Here is a 12511-nt window from a genome sequence, read left to right as displayed (position 1 = left end):
AGAAGGGACGACTTACCTGCGGTTTTGAGCATCATGACACAAGGCTGGGAGCAAACCCACAGCCGGTTGGAAAACTGCCGGAACGCATATTTGTTTATGCCATAAGCGCCATTTCGGGGCGTTTGCAGCGTGAGTCTATTAGGACAATAGTCAACGGTGGTTGTTCTGAGTCTATTGAAGTAGGACAATTGTCGGCTTCACGTCACCATCAGCGACCTTGAATGGCCTTCCTTGCACTTGGTATCAACCATAAGACTGCCTCAGTAGACGTCCGCGAGCGCGTGGCATTTACGCCAGAGCAGCTGGTTGAGGCCTTGCAGCAGCTTTGCCGCCTTACCAATAGCCGCGAAGCTGCGATCCTTTCTACGTGTAACCGTAGCGAGTTGTACATCGAACAGGACCAGATCGGTTCTGAGACGGTGCTCGCCTGGCTGGCCGAATATCACCATTTGAGCCTGGATGAGCTGCGCGCGAGTGCTTATGTGCACGCCGACGATGCGGCTGTTCGTCACATGATGCGAGTCGCCTCCGGGCTCGACTCGCTGGTATTGGGTGAGCCGCAGATTCTCGGTCAGATGAAGTCCGCCTACGCCGTGGCCCGGGAAGCCGGCACCATCGGTCCGTTGCTGGGCCGACTGTTTCAGGCCACGTTCAGCGCTGCCAAGCAGGTACGCACCGATACCGCTATTGGTGAAAACCCGGTTTCCGTGGCTTTTGCCGCTGTCAGTCTGGCGAAACAGATTTTCAGTGATTTGCAACGCAGCCAGGCTTTGCTGATCGGCGCGGGTGAAACCATCACGTTGGTTGCGCGTCATTTGCATGACCTTGGCGTCAAGCGCATCGTGGTTGCCAACCGGACCCTTGAGCGGGCGAGTATTCTGGCTGCCGAATTTGGCGCTCATGCGGTATTGCTCTCTGACATCCCGGCAGAGCTGGTCAATAGCGACATTGTGATCAGCTCGACGGCCAGCCAACTGCCGATTCTTGGTAAGGGCGCAGTTGAAAGTGCCCTGAAGCTGCGCAAACATAAGCCGATCTTCATGGTCGATATCGCTGTGCCACGGGACATCGAGCCCGAAGTCGGCGAGCTGGACGACGTCTATCTATATACCGTCGACGACTTGCATGAAGTCGTCGCCGAGAACCTCAAGAGTCGCCAGGGCGCTGCCATGGCAGCCGAAGAGCTGGTCTCGACGGGCGCCAATGAATTCATGTTCCGCCTGCGTGAACTGGCCGCAGTGGACGTGCTCAGGGCTTATCGGCAGCAAAGCGAGCGATTGCGCGACGAAGAATTACTCAAGGCCCAGCGTATGCTGGCCAACGGCGGCAACGCCGAAGACGTGCTGGTGCAGCTGGCGCGCGGGTTGACCAACAAGTTATTGCACGCGCCGAGCGTGCAGTTGAAAAAACTCTCTGCCGAAGGCCGCCTCGACGCGCTGGCCATGGCCCAGGAACTTTTTGCCCTCGGTGAGGGCTCGACGGATAAACCCCCGCAATGAAAGCCTCACTGCTCAACAAACTCGATATCCTCAGCGATCGTTTCGAGGAACTGACCGCGTTGCTTGGCGATGCCGAGATTATTTCGGATCAGACCAAATTTCGTGCGTACTCCAGGGAATACGCTGAAGTAGAGCCAATCGTTGCTGCTTATAAACAGCTGCTCAAGGCCTTGGCTGATCTGGACGGTGCTCAGGCACTGCTCAAGGACAGCGATCCGGACATGCGTGAAATGGCGGTGGAGGAAGTCCGCGAGACCAAGCAGTTGCTCGCCGATCTGGAAAGCCAGCTGCAACGCATGCTGCTGCCCAAGGACCCGAATGACGGGCGTAACGTTTTCCTCGAAATTCGCGCCGGGACCGGTGGCGATGAGGCGGCGATTTTTTCCGGCGATCTGTTCCGCATGTATTCGCGTTATGCCGAGCGCCGTGGTTGGCGGGTAGAGATTCTGTCCGAAAACGAAGGCGAGCATGGCGGCTATAAAGAGGTGATTGCCCGGGTTGAAGGCGAGAACGTTTACGGCAAGCTCAAATTCGAGTCCGGTGCGCATCGCGTGCAGCGGGTTCCGGAAACAGAATCCCAGGGTCGTATCCATACTTCCGCCTGCACAGTAGCCGTTCTGCCTGAGCCGGACGAGCAACAGGCAATCGAAATCAATCCTGCGGACCTGCGTGTTGACACCTATCGCTCATCGGGCGCGGGTGGTCAGCACGTCAACAAGACCGACTCGGCGATTCGCATTACTCACCTTCCGTCGGGTATTGTCGTCGAGTGCCAGGAAGAGCGCTCGCAGCACAAGAACCGTGCCCGTGCGATGTCCTGGCTATCTGCCAAACTGAACGACCAGCAAACCAGCGCTGCTGCCAATGCAATTGCCAGTGAGCGTAAACTGCTGGTGGGCTCGGGTGATCGATCCGAGCGTATCCGGACTTATAACTTCCCTCAGGGGCGAGTAACGGATCACCGCGTGAATTTGACCTTGTATTCGCTGGATGAAGTTTTAGCCGGTGGTGTCGATGCAGTGATAGAGCCGCTACTTGCCGAATATCAGGCAGACCAACTAGCGGCACTGGGTGAGTAAATGACCATCATCGCCAGCCTGTTAAGAAGCGCCGAGCTTCCTGATTCACCAACTGCCCGTCTTGATGCTGAGCTGCTTCTGGCGGCTGCGCTGGGTAAACCGCGCAGTTTCCTGCATACCTGGCCGGAGCGAATTGTCAGCAGCGAAGCCGCACTGACCTTTGCTTCCCATCTGCAGCGCCGTCGTACCGGTGAACCCGTGGCCTACATTCTGGGGCAGCAGGGGTTCTGGAAGCTGGATCTTGACGTCGCGCCTCATACATTGATTCCACGTCCGGAAACCGAAATGCTGGTTGAGGCCGCGCTGGAACTGGTGCCTGCCTTTGCGCCCACTCGTGTGCTCGACCTGGGCACCGGTACTGGCGCTATTGCGTTGGCTCTGGCCAGCGAGCGGCCGGTCTGGCAAGTGACGGCGGTGGATCGGGTGCTTGAAGCCGTGGCGTTGGCCGAGCGCAATCGTCAACGTCTGCATCTGGACAACGCCAGGGTGCTGAGCAGTCACTGGTTCAGCTCTCTTGAGGGTCAGCGTTTCGATCTGATCATCAGTAACCCGCCGTACATCGCTGCCGAAGATCCGCATCTGGCGGCGGGCGACGTGCGTTTCGAGCCCAGCAGCGCGCTGGTGGCAGGGTCGGATGGTCTGGATGATCTGCGCATGATCATCGAGCAGGCCCCCAACTACTTGAACGACGATGGCTGGTTGCTGCTGGAACACGGCTACGATCAGGGCGCAGCGGTCCGCGAGCTGTTGAGCCGCCATGGTTTTGAGAAGATTCAGACCCGCCGCGACCTGGGCGACCATGAGCGCATTACCTTTGGGCGTCTGCCGTGCTGAGTGATCAGGAACTGTTGCGCTATAGCCGACAGATTCTGCTGCAGCACGTCGATATCGAAGGTCAGTTCAAACTCAAGCAAAGCCGGGTGCTGATCGTGGGCCTCGGTGGCCTGGGCTCTCCCGTTGCCTTGTATCTGGCCGCCGCAGGTGTTGGCGAATTGCACCTGGCCGACTTCGATACCGTTGACCTGACGAACCTGCAACGCCAGATTATTCACGACAGCCAGACAGTCGGGCAGAGCAAGGTGGATTCGGCCATCGCTCGTCTGACTGCAATCAATCCTGAGATATCTCTTGTCCCTCATCGCGCCGCGCTGGATGTCGATTCCCTGGCGACGGCCGTCGAGGGTGTCGATCTGGTACTCGATTGCTCAGACAATTTCGCGACTCGTGGTGCGGTCAATGCCGCCTGTGTGGCGGCCAGAACCCCCTTGGTCAGCGGTGCGGCCATTCGCCTGGAAGGGCAGTTGTCGGTGTTCGATCCACGTCGACCTGAAAGCCCTTGCTACCACTGTTTATACGGTCACGGCAGCGAAGCCGAGCTGACCTGTAGCGAAGCCGGTGTGATCGGGCCTCTTGTGGGATTGGTCGGCAGCCTGCAGGCCCTTGAAGCACTCAAAGTACTAGTCGGTTTCGGTGAGCCGCTGGTGGGGCGTTTGTTGTTGATTGACGCGCTGAGCACCCGCTTTCGTGAATTGAAGGTCAAGCGTGATCCGGGGTGTAGCGTCTGCGGTGCAGGGCAGCATGAGTAAAGCCAGCGATGCGCCGGTGGGCGTATTTGATTCCGGCGTAGGTGGCTTGTCGGTGCTGGGCGAGATTCACAACCTGTTACCCAACGAGTCGCTGCTGTACGTCGCGGACTGCGGGCATATCCCTTACGGAGAGAAAACCCCGGAGTTCATCCGCGAACGCTGCATGATCATCGCGCAATTCTTTCGCGAGCAAGGGGCCAAGGCACTGGTGCTGGCCTGCAACACCGCGACTGCCGCTGCCGCCGCTCAATTGCGTGAACATTATCCTGACTGGCCGATTATCGGAATGGAGCCTGCGGTCAAACCGGCGGCGGCTGCGACCCGCAGTGGTGTGGTTGGGGTGCTCGCTACCACCGGTACTTTGCAAAGCGCGAAGTTCGCCGCCTTGCTCGACCGTTTCGCGGGTGATGTACGGGTCGTGACGCAGCCGTGCCCTGGCCTGGTGGAACTGATCGAAGCGGGCGATCTGTTCAGCCCGACCATTCGTGCCCTGCTGCGGGGCTATGTCGAACCGCTTCTCGCCGAGGGCTGCGACACGATCATCCTCGGCTGTACCCACTATCCCTTCCTCAAACCTCTGCTGCGGGAAATGATTCCGGAATCGGTCATCTTGATCGACACCGGTCACGCCGTGGCTCGCCAGCTCCAGCGGTTGTTGGCTCAACACGGCCTCCTGCACGATGGAAACGCCCAGGAAACGCAGTTCTGGACCAGCGCTGATTTGTATAATTTCGGAAACATCCTACCTACACTATGGAAAAAATCTGACAATGTGCGATTCTTCGATTTGTAAAAAAATCGTGAAAAGCTTTGCATGGCATTGGAACTAACGTTCCACGCCGGATTTCTATAGCAAGTCGGTTATCTGCAAAAACACCTAATAATTGCATTCGAAATAGGAAGTTTCTGATGAAGCGTCTGTTGTGTTTGGCTGCGCTTGCGGCTGCGTTGATGGGGCAAACTTCACTTACTCAAGCCGCTGGCGTTGAGTTTTCGGTCGGTCAGACGGGCCAGACGACCCAGACTTACCGCCTGGGCATGAAGTTTGATTGGGATAAAAGCTGGCTGCAGAGCGATGTAGGTCGCCTGACCGGTTATTGGGATGGCGCTTACACGTACTGGGATGGCGACAAGCGTTCCAGCAACAACAGCCTTTCGTTCTCCCCGGTATTTGTTTACGAATTCGCTGGCCAGAACGTGAAGCCATACATCGAAGCCGGTATCGGTGTCGCTGTATTCTCGAATACGCAAATCGAAGACAACAAACTGGGTTCGGCTTTCAACTTTGAAGACCGTATCGGCTTTGGCGTGCGCTTCAACGGCGGTCATGAAATTGGCATCCGTGCGACCCACTACTCGAACGCTGGTATCAAAGAGCCAAACGACGGTATTGAGAGCTACGCATTGCATTACACGATGCCGCTCTAATCTCGACTATTTGTAGGACCGGCTTTAGCCGGGAGAGGGCCAGGAAGCTCGACGCATATGTTTTTTTTGGACAACCCACTCCCGGCTAAAGCCGGTCCTACGGATCTGTGTAGGCTTCGGCTACAACTACAAGTAAGCCCCTTCAATCCCCAGCCTTTCATGCATGCACTCCTCTGAACCGGTCTCAAACTCCCGGCAGATCAGCGGACGTTTCTCATAGATGGTGCACATCATCGTGTTGCGATCCAGCGCGGCGCACCAGCCGTCGTCGAGACGCAGCATGACTTCGCCGCCCCAGTCGTCTGTATCGATAAAGCGTTCAGGCACGCCGGTGTCCGTAATCAGCATGACCTCAAGCTGGCAGCAACAGGCCGCGCAGGTTGAGCAGGTGATGGCGGTTTCGGTGGTAATCGGGCGGGTCGGGATCAGGGTGGCAGTCATAGGCGCGCAGTGTATGTCAGCGCGAGGCGGGCATGTTGACTGAATGACCGGCGAGCAATCGACCGGATAGCCATTGCAGCAGCGCAAACACTACGGCCCATAGCATCGCCAGCAGTGCCATGCTCGGCCATAAACCCAGCGGCAGCTGCACGCCAGCCAGCTGCGAACCGGCGTAATACGACATCGGCCCGCCAATCGCTCCAAGGATACTGGCGCGCCACCACGGTTTTGCGGTCCAGGCCAGGCAATGCCTGAGCGTAGTGCCCAATACTGCCCACAGCAGAATCAGCCACAGCGGGATCAGCAAGCCCTGGCTGCCAAAGTCGAAGACACCGAGCAGCATCAGCCCGCTGTCCAGCAAGGTGCCCAGGCCGGTTATCCACAGCAATAATTTACCTTCGGCCGTCCACGAACTTATCCACAGCAGATGAATGAGCAGGACGCCAACCGGGATCAACAGCCAATAACTATTACCGCCCAGCACGCAGGCAAACCAGCCGAGCTGGAAAAGCACGGCATTGGCGATCTGCTTAAGCATTGAAGCGGCCCAACAGCGGCTGTGGCGATGCGCAGGGTTTGGCCAGCAGCAACTGCGCGGTGCCGATGGTACGTTCCAGGAAACCACCCTCGCAGTAGCACAGGTAAAACTCCCACAGCCGCAGGAAGTAGTCGTCGTAGCCCAGCTCTGCGAGGTAACCATGAGCGTGGCGGAAGTTGTCATGCCAGATGCGCAGGGTGCGCGCGTAATGCAGGCCAAAATCCTCCATATGCAGCAGGTTCATGTCAGTGTCGCGACCGACAATTTCCAGCATTTTGTGCACCGACGGCAGCGCGCCACCGGGAAAAATATAGCGCTGGATAAAGTCGACACTGCCTTTGGCCTGTTCGTAGCGCTGCTCGCGGATGGTGATGGCTTGCAGCAACATCAGGCCGTTGTCCTTGAGCAGGTGGGCGCATTGCTTGAAGTAAGTTGGCAGAAACCGGTGGCCGACCGCTTCAATCATTTCAATCGAGACCAGCTTGTCGAACTGTCCGGTAAGGTCCCGATAGTCCTTGAGCAGCAGGGTGATCTGATCTTTCAGGCCCAGCGTCGCAATTCGCTCCTCGGTGTAGGCGAACTGCTCTTGGGACAGTGTCGTCGTGGTGACTTTGCAGCCATAGTGCTGCGCAGCGTAAATCGCCATGCTGCCCCAGCCGGTACCGATTTCCAGCAGGTGGTCCTCGGGTTTCAACGCCAGCTTCTGACAAATTCGTTCCAGCTTGTTCAACTGCGCCTGTTCCAGGGTGTCTTCAGGCGTCAGGAACTGCGCCGCCGAATACATCATGGTGGGGTCAAGAAACTGCTTGAACAGCTCGTTGCCCAGATCGTAATGGGCGGCGATATTTTTCTGCGAGCCTTCACGGGTATTGCGATTCAGCCAGTGCAACGCCTGAATGAAGGGGCGGCCCAGCCGTGCTATTCCGCCTTCCATCGCGTCCAGCACATCCAGGTTGCTGACGAAAACCCTGATGACGGCAGTCAGGTCCGGCGAGGTCCAGTAGCCATGAATGTAGGCTTCGCCTGCGCCAATGGAGCCATTACTGGCGACCATGCCCCAGGTGGCTGAGTCGAGAATCTGGATCTCGCCCTGGACAACGGCCCCTGCCACGCCGAATACATGGCGCTCATCGCCTTCATTGACGACCAGTTGGCCGCTGCGCAACCGGGCAAGCTGGCGTAGCACGCCGCGCCGCAGGATGTTGGCGGTCAGGCTGTTGGTGCCCAGATTGGCCGAAAAACTGCTACTGCTTTTCATGGGGTTTACCCTTCAATTGCGTGGCGGCAGTGCGGTAGTCGCCGTCAGCGGCCTGATGAGAGAAAAGTGGAACGCGTTTCAAAAATAGACGCAATGCTTGCCAGTAAATCGCCAGGCAGGTTTTGGCGGTCATCCATGGAAAAGCCAGTAAATAACGATGCAGATTGCTTCTTGTCAGGTCCTGGCGTTGCAGGTTAAGCGTGGCGTCGAACATTTTCAGATCGCCTTGCCAGTCTGCCATGTGAACGCCGAGACGCTCGCCGGGCGGACTGAAACTCATCCGGTATTCAAGATCGCGGGGCAGGAACGGCGAAACGTGGAAGGCCTTGGCTACGGCGAAGTGCTGATGCCCTTCACCGTCAGCAGGTAATACATAGTGGTAGCGCTCGCGCCACGGTGTATTGCTGACTTCACAGAGAATCGCCGCCAGCGCGCCATCCTCTTCAAAGCAATAAAAAAAGCTCACTGGATTAAAGGCCAGGCCCCAACTGCGCGCTTGAGTCAGCAGGCAGATTTTGCCCTGCGGAACATGGCCGATGGCTTGACCAATGCGTTCACGGACGGCGTCTGTCAGTGGTATGCCTTTGCGCGTAAGTTCACGCAGGTAATCCGTTTCCCGGAATGAAAACGGCGACCAGCGACTTTTACCTGCGAGGGGAGAGGCTTTCAATACCTCGCGCTGTTCATCCAGATCCAGATACAGCAGGCCGATCCGATAACGAAAGTCATGAGCCCGCGGCGCAAAGCGCCGGTGGGCTATCCAGCCGCTGTACAGGGCGCTGTTCACAATGATTCGCCCAACGCCGAGGCAACCCGAAGGCCGCTGACCACGCCGTCTTCATGAAAGCCATTGGCCCAGTAAGCGCCGCAAAACCAGGTATGGTTAACGCCATCCAGTTCAGGCCAGCGCGCCTGAGCGTCTACGCCTGCCAGGCTGTACTGCGGATGGGAGTAGGTATAGCGGGCAAGAATTTTGTTCGGGTCGATGGCTTCGGTCTGATTGAGGCTGACGCAAAAGGTCGTGTCGCTGTCGATGCCCTGCAGGATGTTCATGTCATAGGTCACAGCGGCCAATTGTTGCTTGCCGCCGCCGAGTCGATAGTTCCAGCTGGCCCAGGCCAGCGGTCGCTTGGGCAACAGGCGGGTGTCTGTGTGTAGCACCACGTCATTTTCGGCGTAGGGCAGGGCACCCAGGATTTCCTGCTCGGCGGCGCTCGGCTGCGCAAGCATTTTCAGGGCCTGATCGCTGTGGCAGGCAAACACGACTTTGTCAAAGCGCTCACTGCCTGCGGCGCTGTGAACGGTCACGCCTTCTGCATCCCGCTCAACGCGATTGACCGGGCACGACAAACGAATCCGCTCGGCAAACGACGCTGTCAACGGCTCGATGTAACGGCTGGAACCGCCTTCGATGACGCACCATTGCGGCCGATTGCTGACGGATAACAAGCCATGATTCTTGAAGAACCGCACGAAGAATTGCAGCGGGAAGGCGAGCATGTCTGCCAGGGACATGGACCAGATCGCCGCGCCCATGGGCACGATGTAGTGATCAATAAAGCGCTCGCCGTAACCGCGGCTGCGCAGGTACTCACCCAGGGTGGTGTCTTGAGCGATCCGCTGGCTTTCCAGATCGGCCAGCGCTTCGCGGTTAAAACGCAGAATGTCGCGCAGCATTCCCCAGAAACTCAGGGACAACAGGTTGCTGCGCTGGGCAAACAGGCTGTTTAGGTTATTACCGTTGTATTCGGTCCGGGTCTTAGGATCGGTGACGGAGAAGCTCATTTCGGTGGGCTTGAAGGTAACGTCCAGTTGGCCGAGCAAGCGGATGAAATTTGGATAGGTCCAGTCGTTGAACACGATAAAGCCGGTATCAATGGCGTAATCGCGGCCATTCACGTTTACATCAACGGTATGGGTATGCCCGCCAATCCAGTCTGCCGCCTCGAACACCGTGATGTCGTGAGAACGGTTGAGCAGATAAGCGCTGGTCAGGCCCGCAATACCACTGCCGATGATGGCGATCTTCATTGGGCGTCCTTGTGTTGAGCCGCTGAGCGGGCCATGCGTTTGCCTAACGCAAGTTGCAGACGGGTAGGGAGCAGCGCCAATAAACGCAGAGTCAAAATGAACAATCCGGGGAATGCGATTTCCATCGGGCGACGTGTCCGCTGCAAGCGCTCGGAGATGTATTTCGCGGCTTTTTTGACCGGCCAGCGCATGGGCATGGCGAAGTCGTTTTTAGCTGTCAGCGGGGTATCGACAAAGCCTGGGCTGACGACGGTGACGTCGATATTTTCGTGGGCCAGATCGATTCGCAGGGATTCGAACAAATAACGCATGCCGGCCTTGGATGCGCCGTAAGCCTCACTGCGGGTGAGCGGCAGATAGGTCACCGAACTGCACACGCCCACCAGATGCGGCTTGTTGCCTTTGCGCAGCAGCAATAATGCTTCTTGCACGCAGTAGGAACTGGCCAGCAGATTGGTACGAACCACTCGCTCAAGCAGCGCGGCATCGAAATGGTTGGTGTCAATGTATTCGCACGTGCCAGCGTTGATGATCGCGCTGTCCAGGGCCCCCCACGTCTGGCCAATGCGATCACCGATTGCGGTGATTTGTTCGCCATCGGTCAAATCCCCTGGTACGAGCAGGACTTGCCCGGGAAAACGTCGGTCCAGCTCTTCGAGCGGGCCCAGAGTTCGAGCCGTCAGCGCCAGCTTGTGACCGGCGACGAGCAGCTCTTCGGCGAGCGCCAGGCCAATGCCGCTGCTGGCACCGGTCAACCAGATACGTCGCACGTTCGAATCACTCATCCCAATCTCCTTTTCAGCCAGGCAATCAGCTGGCCCATGATCGGCAAGTGCTCGTACAGCAAAGCGCCTGCATCGAAATAGTCACGATGTTGATAAACCTTGTCGCGCCAGAGCAGATGCGAGCAGCCCTCAACCCGGATCGTCTTTCCTCTGACAAGGCGCGGATGGGAGTAGCTCATTGTCCAGCGCAGATAACCGCTGCCCTCGCTGACCTGGTCAAACCCATGAAAGTCAAAACGCAGATCGCTGACATTGGCGTACAACTCGGCGAAATAACGACGCATCTGCGGCAGCCCGTGAATCTGGTGCAGCGGATCGGTGAACTGCACATCGTCGCTGTACAGGTCACCGAGGCGGTCCAGACTGTTCTTGTCCAGAGCTGCAAATTCATGAGCAAAGCGCCGCAGGAAATCAGTCATCAGCAACCTCTGCCGCGGGCTGGCGATGAGGCAAAGCCTTGAACGCAGCCAACGCGCGGGCGCGGCTGCTACTCAGGTCGACAATCGGTTTGGGATAACTAGCCACACCAAACAGGCCGCCAGACGCCGCCGGGTTATGCACTTCTTTTTTGTTGAGGTCGGTCAGTTCGGGCAACCACTTCTTCAGGAACAAACCTTCAGGGTCGAACTTCTCGGATTGCGACAACGGATTGAATATCCGGAAATACGGCGATGAATCGGTACCCGTCGACGAGCTCCACTGCCAGCCACCGTTATTGGCGGCCAGATCGCCGTCGATCAGGTGCTGCATGAAAAAGCGTTCGCCTTCGCGCCAGTCAATTAGCAGATTCTTGGTCAGGAACATCGCCACGACCATGCGCAGGCGGTTATGCATCCAGCCGGTTTCCAGCAACTGGCGCATGGCGGCGTCAATGATCGGCAGGCCTGTGCGCGCTTCTTTCCAGGCGGCCAGCTCCTCGGGGGCATCACGCCATTTCAGGGCTTCGGTTTCCGGGCGAAAAGCGCGATACCGCGATACTCGAGGGAAGCCCACCAGAATGTGTTTATAGAATTCACGCCAGAGCAACTCGTTGATCCAGGTGACTGCGCCGACGCTGCCTGTCTCGAACTCACCCTGATTGCTGCTCAAGGCCGCATGCAGGCATTGGCGCGGCGATATCACGCCAGCAGCCAGGTACGCCGACAACTGACTGGTGCCGGGTTTGGCCGGAAAGTCACGCTCGGAGCGATAGTAATCAATCTGCTCATCGCTGAAGGCGGCCAGTCGCCGACGCGCTTCGTCCTCACCAGCAGGCCACAAGGCTTGCAGTGCCTGAGGAGGCGTGGCGAATCCCTCTACCTGTTCGGGGACGCGATCACTTTTTATATCCAGCGCTGCCTGAGGTTTCGGCAAGTGAATCAGCGGCGGCATGGCTTGGTGCATGCGGGCGTAGCAGACTTTGCGGAACTGGCTGAACACCTGGAAGTAGGTGCCGGTCTTGGTCAGCACCGTGCCAGGTTTGAAAAACAGCTGATCCAGATAGCTGCGCCACTGAATGTCGGCGTCCTCAAGCGCATCGGCGACGGCGGCGTCCCGGCGGGTTTCGTTGATACCGTATTCTTCGTTGGCATGTACGGACTGGATATTGTGCTCGCGACACAGTTCCAGCAGCACTCGTGGTGCTTCATCCCAGCTGTCGGCCTCGCGGATCAGCAATGGCACGTTCAATTCGCCCAAGGCTTTTTGCAGCTCGACCAGATTGCGCAGCCAGAAATCTACTTTGCAGGGGGCGTCGTCGTGGCTGCGCCATTGCGTGGGGCTGATCAGGTAAACAGCCACCACCGGACCCTGCTCTATGGCAGCGGTCAGGGCGGTATTGTCGTGAATGCGCAAATCGCTGCGCAGCCATAGCAGTTGCATGTTTAT

14 protein-coding genes are annotated in these 12511 nt (G+C 57.8%); 6 read left to right on the top strand and 8 right to left on the bottom strand.

All coding sequences use genetic code 11. The features are described from left to right. Nucleotides 1-221: 221 nt before the first annotated feature. The 6 genes from hemA (at nucleotide 222) to AO242_RS23105 (ending at nucleotide 5592) form a co-directional block, all read left to right on the top strand. The gene (hemA, locus tag AO242_RS23130) at nucleotides 222-1499 is read left to right on the top strand and encodes a glutamyl-tRNA reductase (protein WP_027902871.1); all 1278 of its coding nucleotides are present in this window, start codon (nucleotides 222-224) and stop codon (nucleotides 1497-1499) included. Continuing rightward, complete coding sequence (gene prfA, locus AO242_RS23125) at nucleotides 1496-2578, top strand: peptide chain release factor 1 (protein ID WP_099270506.1); 1083 nt, start codon at nucleotides 1496-1498, stop codon at nucleotides 2576-2578. The genes hemA and prfA overlap by 4 nt, the downstream gene beginning before the upstream one ends. After that, nucleotides 2579-3412, top strand: a complete 834-nt coding sequence (gene prmC / locus AO242_RS23120; protein ID WP_027902873.1) for a peptide chain release factor N(5)-glutamine methyltransferase — start codon at nucleotides 2579-2581, stop codon at nucleotides 3410-3412. Beyond that, nucleotides 3406-4164, top strand: a complete 759-nt coding sequence (locus tag AO242_RS23115; RefSeq protein ID WP_099270505.1) for a molybdopterin-synthase adenylyltransferase MoeB — start codon at nucleotides 3406-3408, stop codon at nucleotides 4162-4164. Before prmC ends, AO242_RS23115 begins: the two co-directional genes overlap by 7 nt. Further along, nucleotides 4157-4957 carry a glutamate racemase gene (murI, locus tag AO242_RS23110; RefSeq protein WP_099270504.1) on the top strand — a complete coding sequence of 267 codons (801 nt, stop codon included), beginning with the start codon at nucleotides 4157-4159 and terminating at the stop codon, nucleotides 4955-4957. The genes AO242_RS23115 and murI overlap by 8 nt, the downstream gene beginning before the upstream one ends. A 116-nt stretch (nucleotides 4958-5073) precedes the next feature. Beyond that, the gene (locus tag AO242_RS23105; protein ID WP_027902876.1) at nucleotides 5074-5592 is read left to right on the top strand and encodes an acyloxyacyl hydrolase; all 519 of its coding nucleotides are present in this window, start codon (nucleotides 5074-5076) and stop codon (nucleotides 5590-5592) included. 126 nt (nucleotides 5593-5718) lie between these two features. Here the strand turns inward: AO242_RS23105 and AO242_RS23100 are convergent, their stop codons facing one another. From AO242_RS23100 to phrB, 8 genes are read right to left on the bottom strand one after another with little or no spacing between them, the layout of a single operon-like run. After that, on the bottom strand, nucleotides 5719-6018 hold the full coding sequence (locus AO242_RS23100) for a YkgJ family cysteine cluster protein (protein ID WP_373562250.1): 300 nt from the start codon (nucleotides 6016-6018) through the stop codon (nucleotides 5719-5721). A gap of 31 nt (nucleotides 6019-6049) precedes the next feature. Then, nucleotides 6050-6571: a DUF2878 domain-containing protein gene (locus AO242_RS23095; protein WP_099270502.1), complete on the bottom strand. Its 522-nt coding sequence runs from the start codon at nucleotides 6569-6571 to the stop codon at nucleotides 6050-6052. Beyond that, nucleotides 6564-7829 carry an SAM-dependent methyltransferase gene (locus AO242_RS23090; protein WP_027902879.1) on the bottom strand — a complete coding sequence of 422 codons (1266 nt, stop codon included), beginning with the start codon at nucleotides 7827-7829 and terminating at the stop codon, nucleotides 6564-6566. The genes AO242_RS23095 and AO242_RS23090 overlap by 8 nt, the downstream gene beginning before the upstream one ends. Next, nucleotides 7816-8616 carry a DUF1365 domain-containing protein gene (locus AO242_RS23085; RefSeq protein WP_099270501.1) on the bottom strand — a complete coding sequence of 267 codons (801 nt, stop codon included), beginning with the start codon at nucleotides 8614-8616 and terminating at the stop codon, nucleotides 7816-7818. Before AO242_RS23085 ends, AO242_RS23090 begins: the two co-directional genes overlap by 14 nt. After that, the gene (locus AO242_RS23080) at nucleotides 8613-9860 is read right to left on the bottom strand and encodes an NAD(P)/FAD-dependent oxidoreductase (RefSeq protein ID WP_099270500.1); all 1248 of its coding nucleotides are present in this window, start codon (nucleotides 9858-9860) and stop codon (nucleotides 8613-8615) included. Before AO242_RS23080 ends, AO242_RS23085 begins: the two co-directional genes overlap by 4 nt. Continuing rightward, nucleotides 9857-10645 (bottom strand): SDR family NAD(P)-dependent oxidoreductase, encoded by a 789-nt coding sequence (locus AO242_RS23075; protein ID WP_099270499.1) that lies wholly within the window; start codon nucleotides 10643-10645, stop codon nucleotides 9857-9859. The genes AO242_RS23080 and AO242_RS23075 overlap by 4 nt, the downstream gene beginning before the upstream one ends. Next, complete coding sequence (locus tag AO242_RS23070; RefSeq protein ID WP_099270498.1) at nucleotides 10642-11064, bottom strand: nuclear transport factor 2 family protein; 423 nt, start codon at nucleotides 11062-11064, stop codon at nucleotides 10642-10644. Before AO242_RS23070 ends, AO242_RS23075 begins: the two co-directional genes overlap by 4 nt. Next, a complete protein-coding gene (gene phrB, locus AO242_RS23065; protein ID WP_099270497.1) occupies nucleotides 11057-12505 on the bottom strand; it encodes a deoxyribodipyrimidine photo-lyase in 1449 nt (482 codons plus the stop codon). Before phrB ends, AO242_RS23070 begins: the two co-directional genes overlap by 8 nt. Nucleotides 12506-12511 lie beyond the last annotated feature (6 nt).

The organism is Pseudomonas sp. ICMP 561 (assembly GCF_002699985.1).
GTDB classification, from domain to species: Bacteria; Pseudomonadota; Gammaproteobacteria; order Pseudomonadales; family Pseudomonadaceae; genus Aquipseudomonas; species Aquipseudomonas quasicaspiana.
The sequence above is the reverse complement of the archived record's forward strand: the minus strand, read 5'-3'. Positions and strand labels throughout refer to the sequence as shown.